The organism is Methanogenium cariaci JCM 10550 (genome assembly GCF_001315945.1).
Taxonomy (GTDB): Archaea; Halobacteriota; Methanomicrobia; order Methanomicrobiales; family Methanomicrobiaceae; genus Methanogenium; species Methanogenium cariaci.
The window spans coordinates 88,945-105,062 of record NZ_BBBG01000003.1; the positions used below are offsets into that span (position 1 = coordinate 88,945).

A 16,118-nucleotide genomic window follows, 5' to 3' on the forward strand; every position below is an offset into this window, starting at 1 on the left:
GTCCACCCCCCCTTTCAGCATGTAATGCACGCATGCCTCGATATTCATAATGGACGGCGTGCGTATCCCGATCTTTTCTATCCGTCCGAACTCGTCTGTGTCGATGATATACGAGAGTTCGCCGCGGGGGGGGCTTCACCCGCCCATGTACCGGAGCCTGCTCCGATGACGCCGCCGCCCCCGGATGGTGCCCGGCTCCATCTGTGAAAGACAGCTACGGATGAGGTTGGTGCTCTGGAATACCTCAAGGAACCGGAGCATTATGCGAGCATAATTGTCCCCCCCGTCATCGAGGAGAACAGATTCAAATCCCAGTTTCTTATAGGTCGGGTGGAAGAGTCGGCAGTCGTTGTCCAGATTGCTGGCACGGGCCGTAGGCCCGACCGTGTGTGACTCGATTGCCTCTTCACGGGTAAACACGCCGACATCCTTGCTCCTGAGGGCGATCATCGAGCCTCCTTCAAACATCCCGACAAACCGGGTGAGTTCGGAGTCGATGTGGTCGAGCATGGTGTGCAGGGACTGTTCTTTCTCTTTTGTGAGGTCGAACCGCACGCCGCCGGGGGATGATGTAGGAACAGGTGACGCGTGCTCCGGTGATCAGTTCGAGGGCGTCCATGGCCGTCTCCCGCAGATTGAGCAGGTACATGGCGAGGGTCTCATGCTCGATGGTGTAACAGTAGGAATAGTTAGCCAGAAGATGGCTCTGAATCCGGTCCAGCTCGTTTACCACCGCCCGGAGATAGGCCGCCCGGTCGGGGACGGCGATATCACCGATGCGTTCCATGCCTTCGATGTAGACGTAATTGTGTATGACCGAACAGATGCCGCAGACCCGCTCTGCCAGAAACATGACCTCCTGCCAGGGCCTGCCGACCATGATCCGCTCGATACCTTTCTTTACGTATCCGAGTTCCAGTTCTGCCTGAACGACATATTCACCACGGGTCTCACACTTAATCCGGCACGGTTCCTTAAAGACCGGATGCACCGGCCCTATGGGAAGGGATACATCAACTGTCTTTTTCATTCTTCTCTCCTTTCATAATCACTGAATACCACGGGTGCAAGTGACAGAATCGCTTCCAGAATCTCGGTCGGCCGGGGGGGAGGACACCCCCCCGGCACCTCTGCTGCGATGGGGGGGATGTGCTTTCGCACCGGCGGGTCGAGATAGGTGCCTTCTCGGTTAAAGACACACCCGGATATGGGACAGTTTCCGATGGCGATTGCCGCCTTGGGTTCGGGAATCTTGTCCCAGACCATCTTCAGTTTGTCTTCCCACTGGGGGGGGAAAATCCCCCGGTCACCAGCAGGATGTCGGCTTCCCGCGGGTTGTTATGCACGTAGATGCCGTACTGTTCGATATCATACCGGGGGGGTGCCAGACAGGCAAGAATCTCGATATCACATCCGTTGCACGAACCGACATTGACATAACAGACATGGATGGACCGTGAACGGACCGCGTTTTTCATGTCCTGTAATGCTGTCATGAACGGATTACCTCTTGTATCATTGTTATTCCTTCATTTATTGCCTGTTCTTTGGTGCAACCGGCGGAAATTTTGTCGTTTGTCTGCTGGATGATGGTGTTCATCTCGTCATCGGTGAGGAGAGGTATCTGCCGGGTAATGAGGCTCGCCCCCCCTAATAGGGATTCGACGGACTGATCCGTTTCGGTCTGTTCTCTTTCCCAGACCTCATAGCGTGCCGGAATATTTTCCAGCAGGGACATGTCATGGAGACTGATCAGTTTTTTTCGGAGGATCTGGCGGCGGACCCCCCCGTATTTTTCACACAGGGCGGCCATTGTCACTTCATGAAGCGGGCTGGAGAGGATGATGAGTTTCATCTCCCGCAGATCGTTTTCGTAGAGATAGGTGACCATCAGGCCATCCCCCCCCTGCGACGAGTACGGCATAGAGGGCAAAGAGCCCGACACAGATCCAGAGGATACCCATCTCCGCTTTCTTGAGGTGTTCTTCATCTGTCGTCCAGGCGATACCGGTCAGGATGAGGAACACCACACCGAGACCGAGTGCCTGCAGAGAGATCTCCGGGTGCAGTGTCACCTGCCACACGGCGATCAAAAGGTAGGCAACGAGGCCGCCGGAGAGGATGGTTTTGATTGATGTCATGCGATCAGCCCCCCCAGGATGGCCATCCAGGCCACAAGAATCACGATCGTTACCAGCTGCACCGTCACACAGTCATACGGGCTGAGCATGGGTGTTACTGCACACACAAACGAGAGCGATATCAGAATGATGAGCATCGCGACCACCAGCAGAACCGGTGATAAGGCTCCCCAGAAGATCGCGACAAACGTCATCAGCAGGACGACGGTGCGGATGGCATCCGATATCTCCAGACCCGCACGCCAGGCACCGAAGTGCTCGGTCTTATACCCGCTGACAATCTCCTTTGCCTCGACAATGGAGAAGGGTCCGTAATGCATCTTGGAGAGAATGACCATATACATCGCAATCGCTGCGGGGAACAGACTGAACAGAAGCGGGCCGTGTATTGCCTGGTACTGCATGATGTCTGATATCATCAGGGATCCAGTGGTAAAGTAGATGCCTGCGACCACGGCAAAGAGGGGTATCTCAGACGAGGCCGATATGACCGAACGCACACCGCCGAATTTTGCATACGGGGATCCGGGCGATAACCCCGACGCCGTGCTCCACCATTTTCTGCACCATGTAGATGCCGAACAAAAGCAGCAGACTGCCGCCGAGGACTACGGTGTAGAGCGCTCCGACCCATATGGCAATGGCAACGAAGACGATGCTGATATAGAGCGGTTTACTCGCGGTGCGGGGGGGGACCCAGGTCTCTTTAAAGGAGAACTTCAGGGTATGCAGGATCTCCTGCCAGATGGGAGGGCCGGGCCGGCCCTGTATCCGTGCAATGGCCTTCCGGTGTATCCCCCATAAATAAGAGCCCGAGGAATGGTGCTGCAATCAGATAACCGATCATATCTTTAGTACCCCCCCATAAACGGATAGTCCTCTTCTCCGTTCCGGTATTTCCAGAGCAGCATGGTTCCCAGAACGAATAGCGGCAGTGCAACGATACAGATGAGTGCCTGTTCGATATCTGACATTAAACCGATATACGGTCCGATTCCTCCGATGATGAGGCAAATCAGCGCGACAACGGTTATTATCTGAATTATTTTTCCATTCATAATATATCACACTGTAAGCATTATCTCCACAACTCTCAGGAACATCAAGAGGGAACTGACGTGAATCATAATCACATAGGGCGCACCCGGTGCCCGGAACAGTTCCGCCTTTGCCGCATAGAACGGCGCGATACCTTCTCCCATGACTCCCACCAGAATCAGGGCCTTGGCCATGCCCGGCATGGCGGGCGCCATTGCCGAGAGTTCCCAGATGGAGAGCGTCCCGGTCGCCGCAAGGGTGATTGCCGCTGCGCCGAAGAGGGGGGGATGGTGGCCAGCATCGATATGATGCCGTAGTTGAAGGCCGCGTTCAGCACATGTTTGTTTTTCACCGATGCCACGATGCCGATGATGCAGATACCCACCATGCTGACAAAGAGGGTGAAGTTAAACACGTCTCCGCTGGTAACAGCTCCCATTGTTGCAACACCACAGGCAATTGCCATAAAGCGCCGGAAATGCAGATCCTTTCCGGTGACCTCCTTTGCATAGATGGCATCGGTGCCAAAGGCGACGTCCAGCTGTTTTTCCGGTCTGGAAAAGATACAGATGAGCGTGAATATCAGGGCGAAGAGGAAGAGCGCTCCGGTGTAGGGAGTGAAATAATTCACAATATCCCCCCCGAACGGCAGCACGAACAGTTCCTGTCCGCCGATACTGGATGAGGGTAGTTCAAACATCGTTTTCACCCCCCCGCATGGTTCCCACAAGGGACATCTTGGCGGTTACTTTGGCAAGGATTGCTCCTCCGGCAAGCATGACGGCAAAGAACCAGTATTCGGGAACGATCATGAAGATAAAGAACGCGACAATCCAGAAGGTCCATGCATATCCCGATACGGTCTCGACAAGGGCAAAGCGTTCGGACGATTTCTTTCCCATGAAGTAAAAGACCATGCCGGTGCCTGCGACCGCTCCTCCGGTAAACCCGGAGAGTACGATGCCGTAAAGGACGAGGATGACCGCGATGATCGTGGGGGGCGGTGTCCATGACCTCAATCCGGAACGGGGCTTTTATGGGACGGGTCAGGTGTTCCCGGACGAGATATATCTCGGAGAGCGCCATCAGTTCGGATATGCCGACGACAAGGCCGGGGGGGATGATGAGGGCTTCTGCAAGGTCGGTTGCGATGAGCGCGATGACCGCGAGGGCCGATACCTCGGCAAGGTCGGCAATGATCAGCCGGTGGATGTCGTTTTTCTCCCGGAATGCCGCGACAAAGGTGATGATGATGGCAACGAGGGCGACACTGAGGCCGATGGTGTATTCATTCATCATTCGTCCTCCCTCCGGTAAAGGAATGAGGCGATGGCAAAGGCGGCGAACAGGATACTTGTCTCGACGATGGTATCCAGTCCCCCCCGGGTGTTGTAGAGAATCTCATCGATGATGCCTCCCGGATGGGAGACGATGGTGGTGCCGAGATACTGGTTTGAGATGGCCATAAGTGCGGAGAGCGGAGTGAGGTATGCGGTCACATATCCCAGGTAGGGGGAGTTCTGCGGGTACTGTGCTGCCACTTCGGTTGTGCCGAACGGAACTCCTCCCCCCCGGTCGTAGGGGGGGTTCAGGGCAGAAGAGGTGTTGATCTCCTTGGGATAGAGCTGTGTCTCTTCGTATCCGATGGGGGCTGCGATGCTAATTATAAGGGCAATACCGGCGATGGCAATGACGATCACCGCATAGATGGCGATCAGGTTGTCGATGTCCGCCATGTAGCGGGAGAGCTGTTTAATCACAGGGTTCACCCCCCCGTTCAATGACCCGTATCAAAACGATGGTGGCAATCGCGGTCACGGCGACAAACGTCAAAAGCGCGATGGTCTCATTGTAGGCGAGCATGATCAGCATGAGGCCTGCACCTGCCATTTCTACATGGATCAGCCGGGAGATGTAATCCCTCTCGCGCGGGAAGGCGGAGGCCGCAACGCCTGCCAGAAGAATGATAAAGCCGAGGATGAGTTCAGGCGTCATCGGTATTCCTCCCGGTGGCCTGAAGAATGAATATCGTCGTCAGGGGGGGCATGATGATCGCAACCAGTATGGCCACATCAAGGTAGCCCTTCAGTACGATGAGGGGGGATCACCCCCCCGCCCATCATGACGGCAAGCCCGATAAGTTTGTCAAAGGGACTCGGTTTGATGTAGACCGCGATGACGCCCAGCAGGGCAATCAGGCCGAGGATGAGCATATAGAATTCATTCATGTGAAATCCCTCCTGCATAGGTGCTGGCAATCGCATTGGCTTCCAGGGTTGAACCGACAAAATAGGCGATGCCTGCGAAAAGTACCATGATGTCAGGGATGGACAGCACAATCAGTCCCGTGATGGCGAAGTTCATGACGTTCAAAAAGACCAGTTTTTTGAGAGTGTGCTTCTCAGTCAGAATACGGATGACCGCATACAGGGCGACAATCCCGCATAGATATGCAGATCATGCCCGCATCATATATGGGAATCATGCCCGGACCCTCCATATTCTGGTCAGGAGATGGCTTGCATATGGGTGGGACAGTCCCTGGATGGTGAGGATAGCGATGACCATGCCCGCGATGAAGGCGTCGGCGGGTATCCCGATGAGGCTGAAGCCTGCGATCAGGAATGTGGCGCAGAAGGCGCCGGTGTTCCGGCGTATCCTGGGTCATGACAGATCCTGTTTCCGACGAATACAAGGGCGGTGGCGATGAGTCCGCCGGGGGGGATACCGGCGACGAACACTCCGCAGGCCGCAAGCAGGGTTCCTGCGGATGCATCGGGGGGGGAACAGACGATATTTCCCATCATATATCCGCCATTCAGTGCGCCCTTGTCGGCGGCGATGCTGGTGCCGATGGCAGTTGCACCGCTCACCCCCCCTCCCTTCTCCGGAAGCCTGAATATAATATCAATTGTAATAAAAAGAATCCAGCAGACAAGCGCTGCAACTATTATGTTTACGACCACGCCGGGCATTTATTAACTCCGAATAATAACAGATACTCTTTCAGAGGTTTAACATTTCCCATTGTCACAGTAAAATTACCGTTTATTATCCTAAATAGGTTAATTGTGGGAAAGATCCGCGTAATGATGGAATAATACCGGAGATTTGGTAGTAAACGGGTTCAATTTTAGGCGGACCGGGCATACAGTTCTCCATCTGTGAGTATGTATATACCTCTTCAGGGCGACTTTATTGATAATGAAAAGCGCATTCGCGGATCATGATAAACTTGCCCTCCTGATTATAGGGATTGTGCTGTTTATCACGCTCTACGCTTTCGGTTCTCTGCTGGGTGTTGTCATACTTGCAGTATCTCTTGCCGTTGTTGTCATGCCGCTGAATACGTGGCTTGCACGGTTTGTTAGTAAACAGGTTGCAGCATTTGCCGTCACGTTTATTGTGAGTATTCTTGCGATTGGTGCGTTGGCGTTTGGTGCGGTCATACTCTATGGGAATGCAGATTATCTGACGCAGATCATTACCCAGATATATGCTGCGCTTATCGATATGGCGTTGATCCCGCCGGGGGGGATGCAACGACTCCGCCGATTGATGTGGCAGGGATTCTGGATTCCCATATGGACACGATTCAGTCGGGGGGGTTCTTTTCGGTGTTGTCCGGGTTTACCGCAGCGATATTTAATGTGATTATCTTTTTCCTGGTGTTCTTTATCTTCCTTTTATTTGGAGAACAGATCTGGCAGAACCTGCTGTCCGGTATTCCTGACTCTCTGAAATCCTTTGTGAGTCATATCGAGGAAATAAGCTCGAACACCCTGTATTCGATATATATTGTGCATATCTCAACGTCGGTGATCACCTTTCTTCTGGCGATACCGTTCTTTTATGTGCTGGGATACGGGCATATCATCTTCTGGTCGCTGATCGTGGCATTGTTCCAGCTGATCCCGATCATCGGCCCGACCCTGATTATGATCTTTTTGGGCATTTATGCGATTGCCATGGGAGATTACCGGGCGGCGGCGCTGATTGCAATTATCGGGTATCCGGTGGTATGCGCTGTCCCTGACCTGCTCTTCCGGCCGATTATGATGGGGAAGAGGACATCCATTCACCCTGCAATTATGTGGGTCGGGTTCTTTGGCGGGCTGTGGATCATGGGGATTGTCGGGTTTGTCATCGGGCCTCTTGTGCTGGCACTCTTAGTCGCCTGCGGACGCGAGCTGATTGGGATCATGAAGCGGGCCAAAGAGAACGGGTGGCTGGAGAAGGTGCAGGTGTGAGGAGAGAATAATAATTCTAACACTCATACCCGTTTTTCCGATTTTTCCGATTTTACCCTGATTTTTTCAACGAGATATACAAGGATTATACCTTTTTAGTGACAACAATGTTGTCTGTATTTGGCGAGGGTTGCCGAGTCGGTCAAAGGCGCTGGGTTTAGGGCCCAGTCTTGTAGAAGTTCGCGGGTTCGAATCCCTCCCCCCCTCGCATGACTTTTTTGGGTTATAGTTAGTTGTGAAAAACGCCACTATTCTAAATGTAAACATTCAACAAATATTCTAACTGTTTTGGGCAAGTTGGATAGGAGATATTAGAAATGTTGCAAAATGATTCTAAAATAAAACCCTACATACACAGAAGCTAGACCAAATAAAAATCCTGATACAAATCTCTTGGTATTATTACTGGTATAGCTGCTTAAACATTGTAAAAATCCATCAATAATTAAAGGCAATAATAAGACTGGAAGTAAAATAATGGGCAAATGGTAGTTCATTAATAGTAATATTATACCAATTATGCCTCCAACAAGCATACCAAAGCATCTGGCACACAAGTATCTTTCAATTCCAAAAAACTTAATCGATCTTTCTGGCATATGATGACAAAAACAAAGGACATATGTTCTATTTTTTATAGTCATTAGTAAAGATAAGCCGTAAGAGTCAAGATTACAAATAGAAAGGTCCACACATTATCATAAGATATTATGCATTATTGTTTTATGCTACAATTTTTCAATAAATATTCTGCGGATCTCTTTATCGAATTAATTCCTGGAAAATGTCTGGAGGATTAATGCCACTCCATTTTGGTTTGAATCCATCACCAAGACAATTCGTTTGAGATCACAATGACCATCCGTTAGATAAATGTATTTTATCTAAATTTCTTCAGTACAAAAATCTACCTAATATTCACCAATTTCACTGAAGTTTGTTATCTACGTGAATACAAAGCAAACCAAAATCTGTTAAAATATGGCAGTTTACAACGACTTTGTTGAAGATTTGGATGCTCCAAATTCTGTGATGGCGTCCGACAGAAAGGATTGATTTGTCATCCAATCCGTCAAAATATGATTAATTGGATTTTTTTCCTGAATATAAAAAGAAATTCAAGTCAATTAATAATTAGGCTTATATTTTCTTGGAGGCCATCATATGATTTTCGTCATTTTCCAAAATGAGCATATGTTTCCCAATCCATCCCTCAACATGATATTCATCAGATTTAATTTTACAGGAAACATAACCCTCGTCAAGGATTTTTTCATCAATAATCTCTACTCTTACATTCTTATCTGCAGGCAGTTTACCAACAATTTTTAGGTATTTTCTCTCTGGAGTTTTCCAAACGTTAACAGTATCTCCGATCCAATATTCTGCAGATTCAGGATCATTTATACACAAATTAATGATCGCATATGTTTTGGTTGGTGTAGGCGTAACAATTGTTTTGGTAGGTGATACTTGAGATGATTCAGGCAGTTCTCCTATTATTGCTCCCCCAAACTGCTCCAAATATAGTGAAAAATAAAAAGAGTCCAACACATCCAACACATATAATGACAAAATTCTCTTTATTTGATCTTTTAGGTGGTGAGTCTGGTGATGGTTTAGCTGCATCCATAATTATATGAGAATATTAATCCTATATATGCCTTTATAATCGTTATTTTTACAAAATAATTTGCAGAGTGTCTCAAATAACAATTATATTTGCAATATGGGTATTTTATCATTGTATTTTGAATTATCTGGAGTAATTATGTTTAAATATTCATACAATGTCACACTTTTACATGAAAGAAGAATCAATTGAAATTACACGAAACCACATTGATATAATAAATTCAGTGATTGAAAATTCCATCCAATACGAAGATCTAATGGATAATAAACGAAGACTTGGTATTACGGGAGAAGTTGGTGAGATCGGAGCTTGTTTCAAATATAACTTAAGATTGGCAAAAAATTCTCAATCTGCTGGCTATGACGCTATTGATAGTGAAGGAAAAAAGGTTCAAATTAAAACACGAAGAATTGTTTTAGGCCGGAAATCAATAGAATCAAAAAGGCTCTCTTCGTTCTCTGAACATAAATTTGACTATTGCCTTTTAGTTCTCCTTGATGAGAAATATGATATTTATGAAACGTGGAAAGCCGAGTCATCAGCCATAATGGCTGTTGCTCGTGATCATAAAAAATGTCAACCATCTATACGTGAATTTAAAAATGAGGGCGAGAAGATTTTCGATAGAAAAACTATGGAAATCTCATGATCTAAAAAGGGGGGGATAATCGTTGAAGATCAAATTATCATCAGCCTTTTAACAGCAGGAGTCTTCAAATTCAAATCCCCCTTTCTCCCGAATCCTCTGCTTCATCCTCTGGAACGTCTTTCTATCAACCCCCACACTCTTCAGCTACCTTCTGAGACATGGCAATAATCTTCTTCATGATCTCAGCCTTATCGATAAACTTCTGAGCCTTCCGAACTTCCAGTGCCTGTTCATCAATGTTGTTCGCTTCCTTCCCTATGTGAGCCACATCATCAGCCACAATATGTCTCCTTTCAAGCAAACCAACATCCCCCCCATCAAACTTGTGTTCCGGGTGATTGGCATAATCAAGAATGGTCTGGCAAAGTGCTCTGAAGTAGTGCGAACCCCCCCGCTTGATTTTTCCGGTCTGATAATCGATGAACTCCCTGTGAACAATTGACTGTGGGTCTTTGGAGAACGGACATAGCGGTTTAACAGGAACACCATTCTCATCCTTCGTTTTAAAGCCGACAAGATAGAAATTGAACGGCTTAATCTGATCATCCCATGCTTTCCCTTCATTAAAACTATCAAACCTCTTCCATACATGAGAGGTGCTGACCGAAAGACGGGAGACCGCATAAAATTTTGAATACTTCTCATAGATCTCCATCGCTGAAACAAACCCATAGTGCATACTCAGGATGTCCTGCCAGACTTCAGCCTGCCAGTCCTTCACATTATTCGGGAAGGGGGGGTTTGCCAGATGTCCCAGACCATGCAGCTTGTATGACCGTTCACCATCCATGAACCGAATGTCCTTGCCGTCAAGATAGTAGAGAGCATACCGCTTTGAAGAGATGCCATAGAACCACATGTCCTCCTTTTCAGGCTTGAGCAGAGGTATTTCAATGCTATACGGGTTCAGTGGCTGGAAGAAGTCAAGGATGGGCTGTGCAAGGTCGGGCGGAACAAAAATACTGTCAGTATCCATGTAGGCATGCTGCCCACCCAGCTCCAGCACCTTTGCCTCAGCCATTGCGAGAAAGAGACGTGACCCTGCAGTAATCATTACCGCCATAAGAGGGTGGAAATATTTCCCTTCTTTCTCATGCCGGTTCTCTACAGTCGTGAAAGAATCAATACCATTCACCTCAACAGGACTTTTCTTATCTTCTGGATTGAGTTCAATGAAGATACCATAACTCATCGCATTGACAAGAATCTTGATGGCCTGTGCCTGGCTTGAGAGGTGAAGATATTCAGGATCATCTTTGGAGATGGTCTTGAGGTTTTGTTTAATCTCCTGTCTCTTTTCAACCAGCACCTGAAACAGATTGTCCCTGCGAGGGTCAATATCAACCCCCCCATGAATCCGGGTCTTCTGAAGGCTGGCCTGTTGTCCTACCGGGACAAACCGGATGGCTTCAATAATGTCAGGCACTTTCCCGGTGAGCAGCACCGAGCCGATGACATCCGGCAGGGCATACCACATATCTTTCGCACTGGAGAGGTAATTGAGTCCGACCACATAGGGAGAGTCATCTCCTTTATAGTCCATCCTCGCCGGGAGAATATCATCATCCGGTCGCAGCTTGACAAGAACACAGAAGTCCTTCCAGATATCAGGGTTCTGTAAGTCTGCAAGGGTGAGAGAAGAAAGGAACGCTTGTATTTCGTCAGTCGCATCCATTGATTCAACACGATCTGCAATGAGATAGGGCCAGAGACCCAGAATCATGGTAATGGTTGGATACATACTGGTAAAGTCAAGCACCGACACCTTGGTCGGCTGTTTACGTATCCTGCATTCCGTCCTTCCCCCCCCGTAATACGCTGACATGATATTACCGAGAATAGCATCCGGAAAGTCAGGGTTCTGCTGATGAAATGGTGTGACAACCATCTGTTTGAGGGCATACTTCCCGATGGATGCTGAGCTGAACACCTTCGTGAGAGGGATACCAATCTGGAAGAGATCCAGTTCCTGTACAAGCCTGCGATAGACTTCATAGGTCGCTTCGACATCCCGGATGTTGTATTCAATATATTTCTCCGTCACCCGTCCATGAGAGACATTGGTATATTTCTCATGGCTGATGTTGAGCATCTCACCTGCACGCTGAAGGGAGACACGTTTTGCCTGAAGCATTACCTCAGCCAGTTTCTGCACGTCCAGAAAATACCCGCCAAAAAATCTTTTTTCATATTTTTCTTAGTCGAGCTGAACTTCATGCTGTAAGCGCTTCCCAGCTGTTTTACAATAATGGGTGGTTGCATACGGTCTTCAGAAAGGGTGAGGGTGAACCCTCCTTTGTTTCGTCCGCGTGAGTGAGCTGCCTTGTGAGCAATCCGACTGAGGTCAAACGGGAGGTTGAACCCAATACAGAGGTTTTTAGATCAAAGACTTCTCGGTAGAATACTTCATCGATGAACTCTTTCTGGGAGTAAAGCTCAATGGAATTCTGCTCTGCATACCGTTTCAGGGTCTTTCGTTCACGGTTGTCAAGGTGTGCAGCATTATAGATCAGGCCGTGATGCTGTAAGATGTCGTCCTGATAGATCTGGAAATACCCGATCTTCAGATTCTGATACAGGTCAATGGTGGTCTCTGTATCAAAGACCAAGACACGGGAATGCCTGGGCGGGTGGTCGGGATAAAAGGCTGTTTTCCCCCCTTCCCCTTCTCATTGAGTTTTCGAGTGTATCCACGGACTGCTAACACTGGCATTCTGCTGCACCTCATGGGCAAATTCGATAAGTGACTGACCAACATATTTCAGAAGTGCACCAAGGCTCAGGAGCCAGAATGCAACCTGTTCTGCCTGAAGACCATTGGCAGCGCGGGCTTTCGGAGGAAAACGGTTCTGCTCCATTGTTACCTTTGCGTGACAGTTCTTGCAGAGAGGAACGGTCTTCTCAGATGTCGCTCTACCATCGACATGGTGCATCTCAAGGAGGGCTGGATTATCTTCTCCACACATTACACAGCATTGCACGGTCTGGCCTGACCGGATCATCTTCTTTGTTGTATTTTGGTAGGTTTTTTTGTCCATATGCATCGCTCCTATGACTGATAGATCTCGAAAAATTCCGGTTCTTCTTCTGCATCCTTGATCTCATACAGGCGTTCCAGATCGGTTTCAAACCGGTAGCGGATACCGTTGGCATCAATAACTACCATCTGCTCAAATCGCTTCAGGAGTGCTGGGTTGTTATCCTCAATTGCAAACCGGACATAGGCATGGTATCGTGCAATCCGTGTTCGGTCTACTGAGTTTGCAACGGGAATCGAAATATGACCCTTCTCACGGTCATAGATCATCATCTCAACTTCTATGCGGTCTGTTTTGTTGATGTGCCAGTAACCACGTTCCTTCCGGAGATTCAGGCCAAGATGTTTGACAGCAGTGTCACGTGAAAGACCCAGCTCTCTGAACTTTGGGGAGAAGTGTTCACCATTCCGCATGGCACGGAGCAGTTCAAGGGAGAGGAGCCGTTCACGCTTCTCTTCAGGAGAGAGATCATTCCACGGGTTATTACTCAGGTCATAGTCTCGGACGCGGAGACCCTTCAGCTCTTTCAGGCTCTTGCCGGGAAATCGTTCATGGAACCGGATGATACGCTTTGCATACCGTGATTCCCGTGGGTGTGCGTTGAGCCACTCGCCATAGGTGCGATACTCCTGAGAGAACCGTTTGCGGCTCATCTGTCTGCCTCCAGCATCCGGATGAACGCCATCCTGAGGACTTCAGCCTGGGAACATCCATAGCGGTCTGCGGTCTCAACGATCTTCGCCTTCAGATACGGCGAAACAGAAATGACCAGTTTGTTGGTCTTTTCTTTTGGTGTCATAGAGTCATGAAGGAGAGCAGACACTATCGTTAGTAATGATAGCTAATATGATAGCATATATTATATCATATAAAGATAATAGTGAATGTTGATAGTCAAATGTCAGATGCTAAAAGTGATAGTGCAATAATCCAGTATCTCTCCACTCATCCCCCCCAACAAGAACCTCCAAACTTGTGAGAGAGATCGTGGAAAATCACAAAGGTGAAAGGGGATTTAGTGAACCAAGCCTGTACAGGTCAATTGAATATTTGGACAAAGCAGGCATGATTGCAAAAATTCAAAATCCAGACCTTATCGCCTATGGAATCAAAGAATCCAATAATAGAGCCGTCTATCTCACGCTGAAGCCCTTTGCAGAACGAAAAGAACATCTTGACACATTATTTGGCCTGCTTTCCAAAGGTGACACAGCAGATATCAGGATGGTTCTCGATGAAATCCGACTTTACCGTGACAAATACATTCTCACACCAAAACAGTTAGACTCGATTGTCAACCTGCTGACCAAAGACGCTGATATTGCCAAAGCAGCTACCGAAATTCTCTATGATTATTTCATAATACGGGAAATTCCACCTTTTGAGAAAGACCGGTTTAGGGTTCTGCTGCGTGCAAGCCTTACACAGTTTGACATTCGTGTGCCGCAAAATTCACAGATGCGTAATCAACATATCCGCATGCTCGGAAAGTTGAGGGATGAAGGGGGGGTGGTATCCCAACTCATTGAGGATGCCCGAAACGCAGATGACTTTGAATCTCTGAAGAACGATTATCTGACAAATTTCACTGCCTTTATCATTGAATCACACCGCACGGAACTCTTCAATCTGGAACGCGAACTGCGAAAGGGAGACCGGGTGAAAGAGGCCGATACTCTTGCAGAGATACGTAAGTATGCAACGGAACATGAGAGTGACCCGCTTGATGCAACCGACCCGATGGAAGGCATCATAGGTGCGCCTGAACTGAAAGGACTGCTCAAGGGGATGAGGTCATGAAGTTCCTGCTTCTCAACGGGCATGGGATCAGCATGAAAGTTGACCGTGCACACCTCCATATCACGGACGGACGGTTCTCTACCGAAGAGGAGCCTGCGAAGTATGTCTTCCATCCACAACGTATTGACATCGATTCCATTGTGATCTACGGGAGGAGTGGCAACCTCAGTCTTGAAGCCATTCGCTGGCTTGTCAAACACAATGTGCAGGTGTCTGTTCTCGATTGGGATGGAACCATGCTCACCACCATGCTCCCTCCGGAGAGCGTGCAGGTGAAAACGAAGTTTGCACAATACCGGGCATTTGACGATAAGAAGTTGAGACTGAAACTCGCAAAGAAGTTTATTGAATCCAAGTTTGACCGCTCCCAGATCGTCCTTGACTATCTGCACCAGCGCTATCCGGATGTTGACCCTGAGATTCCCTATGAACCAAAGAATCTGAAAGACGCAAAGTTGATCCGTGAAGTGATGGGAGTTGAGGGAGCTGTTGCCCAGCACTACTGGAAGCAGTTTGCCAAAGTCATCCCTGAAGAGTATGAGTTTGAGAGCCGGACGGGACGTTACCACACACGGCCATCAGGTGCAGGGGGGGATCAGGTCAATTGTATGCTGAATTATGGGTATGCCCTTCTCGAAGCCGAGTGTTTGCGGGTCATCAACAGTGTTGGTCTTGATGCACATGTAGGATTCCTTCATGAGATGCAATCCGGCAAGAACAGTCTGGCCTATGACATGCAGGAGTTGTTCCGGTTTCTTGTTGACCTAGCAGTTGTCAACCTCGTTGAGCGCGAAGCGATGACCGCGAAGGATTTTGTCAGGACTGAGAGCTATGCACTGAGGTTACGGCCCACAGGTGCACGCAAGATGACGGAAGAGGTGAACGCATGGTTCAACAAGACGGTTGAGTATCAGGGCAAAGAGCTGATGTGGAGTTATGTGATGGTGCTGAAGGGCAGGGAGCTGGCGCACTATCTGACTGGGAAGAAACAGTCGTTGTGTTTCATGAAACCGGAGTATCAGGTTGACAGGGTTGATACGGATGACGTCCGTAGGAAGATACTCAGTATATCATATGCTGACTGGAAGAAACTGGGTTTCTCAAAAGGTTCATTGCACTATATGAAAAAGAACGCAGAGTCTGAGAAGCCGTTTTCCCTCAATCAACACGTTGTTGAACGGTTGATGCAATGGGATCAACTGAAAGAGACGCTTACGGTCTGATATTTATTTCAACTTTCTTTTCTGTTGAGGCAATTCAACGTCCATTGATAGTTGATGTTGAAGTATTGTTGATAATTATTGAGAATTAGCGATGTTGATTCCACGAGGATGAGGAAAGATGTCAATTGAGTTTAATCTGTTTTCAAATCACTTTATTTCAAGTTTAAGAAATTAGTATGGGAGAAACGAGTATCATTCAAAGGTTGTTATGCTCGCCGGGTTCAGTGTAAGGTAAGAATCAGTGAGGTATTAGCTAAACGGCCCTCCCAATATCTTATTAAACCACTATATTTGAAATTTTTTAAAATTCATGGATTATATTATTTAATAAAACTTAAACACA

General features: G+C 48.1%; 21 protein-coding genes, 1 tRNA gene and 5 pseudogenes. 6 read left to right on the top strand and 21 right to left on the bottom strand.

Features of this window, described 5'->3' with window-relative positions; genetic code table 11:
* Positions 1-135: 135 nt before the first annotated feature.
* From JCM10550_RS21885 to JCM10550_RS04085, 15 genes and pseudogenes are all read right to left on the bottom strand, one after another.
* Positions 136-510, bottom strand: a complete 375-nt coding sequence (locus JCM10550_RS21885; RefSeq protein ID WP_245618714.1) for a hypothetical protein — start codon at positions 508-510, stop codon at positions 136-138.
* On the bottom strand, positions 461-1,030 hold the full coding sequence (locus JCM10550_RS21890) for a nickel-dependent hydrogenase large subunit (RefSeq protein WP_245618715.1): 570 nt from the start codon (positions 1,028-1,030) through the stop codon (positions 461-463). The genes JCM10550_RS21885 and JCM10550_RS21890 overlap by 50 nt, the downstream gene beginning before the upstream one ends.
* A pseudogene (locus JCM10550_RS04035) lies at positions 1,027-1,496 on the bottom strand (hypothetical protein). The gene JCM10550_RS21890 and the pseudogene JCM10550_RS04035 overlap by 4 nt, the downstream one beginning before the upstream one ends.
* Positions 1,493-1,891, bottom strand: a complete 399-nt coding sequence (locus JCM10550_RS04040) for a hypothetical protein (RefSeq protein WP_172673754.1) — start codon at positions 1,889-1,891, stop codon at positions 1,493-1,495. Before JCM10550_RS04040 ends, JCM10550_RS04035 begins: the two are co-directional and overlap by 4 nt.
* Complete coding sequence (locus JCM10550_RS04045) at positions 1,821-2,141, bottom strand: hypothetical protein (RefSeq protein WP_062397158.1); 321 nt, start codon at positions 2,139-2,141, stop codon at positions 1,821-1,823. Before JCM10550_RS04045 ends, JCM10550_RS04040 begins: the two co-directional genes overlap by 71 nt.
* Positions 2,138-2,988 (bottom strand): annotated as a pseudogene (locus JCM10550_RS04050) (NADH-quinone oxidoreductase subunit H). The gene JCM10550_RS04045 and the pseudogene JCM10550_RS04050 overlap by 4 nt, the downstream one beginning before the upstream one ends.
* Before the next feature lie 4 nt (positions 2,989-2,992).
* The gene (locus JCM10550_RS04055; RefSeq protein ID WP_062397160.1) at positions 2,993-3,199 is read right to left on the bottom strand and encodes a hypothetical protein; all 207 of its coding nucleotides are present in this window, start codon (positions 3,197-3,199) and stop codon (positions 2,993-2,995) included.
* A 6-nt stretch (positions 3,200-3,205) separates the two neighbouring features.
* A pseudogene (locus tag JCM10550_RS04060) lies at positions 3,206-3,879 on the bottom strand (proton-conducting transporter membrane subunit).
* Positions 3,872-4,478 (bottom strand): annotated as a pseudogene (locus JCM10550_RS04065) (EhaG family protein). The pseudogenes JCM10550_RS04060 and JCM10550_RS04065 overlap by 8 nt, the downstream one beginning before the upstream one ends.
* A complete protein-coding gene (locus JCM10550_RS04070) occupies positions 4,475-4,948 on the bottom strand; it encodes a DUF2106 family protein (RefSeq protein WP_157199906.1) in 474 nt (157 codons plus the stop codon). The pseudogene JCM10550_RS04065 and the gene JCM10550_RS04070 overlap by 4 nt, the downstream one beginning before the upstream one ends.
* The gene (locus tag JCM10550_RS04075) at positions 4,932-5,174 is read right to left on the bottom strand and encodes a DUF2107 family protein (RefSeq protein WP_062397163.1); all 243 of its coding nucleotides are present in this window, start codon (positions 5,172-5,174) and stop codon (positions 4,932-4,934) included. The genes JCM10550_RS04070 and JCM10550_RS04075 overlap by 17 nt, the downstream gene beginning before the upstream one ends.
* The gene (locus tag JCM10550_RS21895; protein WP_245618737.1) at positions 5,164-5,250 is read right to left on the bottom strand and encodes a hypothetical protein; all 87 of its coding nucleotides are present in this window, start codon (positions 5,248-5,250) and stop codon (positions 5,164-5,166) included. Before JCM10550_RS21895 ends, JCM10550_RS04075 begins: the two co-directional genes overlap by 11 nt.
* Before the next feature lies 1 nt (position 5,251).
* A complete protein-coding gene (locus JCM10550_RS21900) occupies positions 5,252-5,407 on the bottom strand; it encodes a hypothetical protein (RefSeq protein ID WP_245618716.1) in 156 nt (51 codons plus the stop codon).
* Positions 5,400-5,618 (bottom strand): DUF2109 family protein, encoded by a 219-nt coding sequence (locus JCM10550_RS04080; RefSeq protein WP_062397165.1) that lies wholly within the window; start codon positions 5,616-5,618, stop codon positions 5,400-5,402. Before JCM10550_RS04080 ends, JCM10550_RS21900 begins: the two co-directional genes overlap by 8 nt.
* A 42-nt stretch (positions 5,619-5,660) precedes the next feature.
* Positions 5,661-6,154 (bottom strand): annotated as a pseudogene (locus tag JCM10550_RS04085) (hypothetical protein).
* A gap of 229 nt (positions 6,155-6,383) precedes the next feature.
* Here JCM10550_RS04085 and JCM10550_RS04090 point away from each other — a divergent pair.
* From JCM10550_RS04090 to JCM10550_RS04100, 3 genes are all read left to right on the top strand, one after another.
* Positions 6,384-6,833: a hypothetical protein gene (locus tag JCM10550_RS04090; RefSeq protein ID WP_062397167.1), complete on the top strand. Its 450-nt coding sequence runs from the start codon at positions 6,384-6,386 to the stop codon at positions 6,831-6,833.
* Positions 6,740-7,429 (top strand): AI-2E family transporter, encoded by a 690-nt coding sequence (locus JCM10550_RS04095; RefSeq protein ID WP_218185113.1) that lies wholly within the window; start codon positions 6,740-6,742, stop codon positions 7,427-7,429. The genes JCM10550_RS04090 and JCM10550_RS04095 overlap by 94 nt, the downstream gene beginning before the upstream one ends.
* 123 nt (positions 7,430-7,552) lie before the next feature.
* Positions 7,553-7,639 (top strand) — tRNA-Leu (locus JCM10550_RS04100).
* Between the two features lie 930 nt (positions 7,640-8,569).
* Here the strand turns inward: JCM10550_RS04100 and JCM10550_RS04105 are convergent.
* Positions 8,570-8,983 (bottom strand): hypothetical protein, encoded by a 414-nt coding sequence (locus JCM10550_RS04105; RefSeq protein WP_218185114.1) that lies wholly within the window; start codon positions 8,981-8,983, stop codon positions 8,570-8,572.
* A gap of 251 nt (positions 8,984-9,234) precedes the next feature.
* On the opposite strand from JCM10550_RS04105, the gene JCM10550_RS04110 reads away from it, so the two are divergent.
* On the top strand, positions 9,235-9,714 hold the full coding sequence (locus tag JCM10550_RS04110) for a DUF6998 domain-containing protein (protein WP_157199909.1): 480 nt from the start codon (positions 9,235-9,237) through the stop codon (positions 9,712-9,714).
* A 124-nt stretch (positions 9,715-9,838) separates the two neighbouring features.
* On the opposite strand, the gene JCM10550_RS04115 is transcribed toward JCM10550_RS04110, so the two are convergent.
* The 5 genes from JCM10550_RS04115 to JCM10550_RS19505 form a co-directional block, all read right to left on the bottom strand.
* The gene (locus JCM10550_RS04115) at positions 9,839-11,869 is read right to left on the bottom strand and encodes a DNA polymerase (protein ID WP_218185115.1); all 2,031 of its coding nucleotides are present in this window, start codon (positions 11,867-11,869) and stop codon (positions 9,839-9,841) included.
* 85 nt (positions 11,870-11,954) lie between these two features.
* Positions 11,955-12,323 carry a hypothetical protein gene (locus JCM10550_RS20375; protein WP_218185116.1) on the bottom strand — a complete coding sequence of 123 codons (369 nt, stop codon included), beginning with the start codon at positions 12,321-12,323 and terminating at the stop codon, positions 11,955-11,957.
* A gap of 60 nt (positions 12,324-12,383) precedes the next feature.
* The gene (locus JCM10550_RS04120) at positions 12,384-12,752 is read right to left on the bottom strand and encodes an HNH endonuclease signature motif containing protein (protein ID WP_157199910.1); all 369 of its coding nucleotides are present in this window, start codon (positions 12,750-12,752) and stop codon (positions 12,384-12,386) included.
* A gap of 11 nt (positions 12,753-12,763) precedes the next feature.
* On the bottom strand, positions 12,764-13,405 hold the full coding sequence (locus JCM10550_RS04125) for a hypothetical protein (protein WP_062397177.1): 642 nt from the start codon (positions 13,403-13,405) through the stop codon (positions 12,764-12,766).
* A complete protein-coding gene (locus JCM10550_RS19505) occupies positions 13,402-13,551 on the bottom strand; it encodes a hypothetical protein (protein ID WP_172673756.1) in 150 nt (49 codons plus the stop codon). The genes JCM10550_RS04125 and JCM10550_RS19505 overlap by 4 nt, the downstream gene beginning before the upstream one ends.
* A gap of 266 nt (positions 13,552-13,817) precedes the next feature.
* Between JCM10550_RS19505 and JCM10550_RS04130 the strand changes: the two genes are divergently transcribed.
* Both JCM10550_RS04130 and cas1 read left to right on the top strand, forming a co-directional pair.
* Positions 13,818-14,552 carry a hypothetical protein gene (locus JCM10550_RS04130; RefSeq protein ID WP_157199911.1) on the top strand — a complete coding sequence of 245 codons (735 nt, stop codon included), beginning with the start codon at positions 13,818-13,820 and terminating at the stop codon, positions 14,550-14,552.
* Positions 14,549-15,775: a CRISPR-associated endonuclease Cas1 gene (gene cas1 / locus JCM10550_RS04135; RefSeq protein WP_062397180.1), complete on the top strand. Its 1,227-nt coding sequence runs from the start codon at positions 14,549-14,551 to the stop codon at positions 15,773-15,775. Before JCM10550_RS04130 ends, cas1 begins: the two co-directional genes overlap by 4 nt.
* The last annotated feature ends 343 nt before the right edge of the window (positions 15,776-16,118 follow it).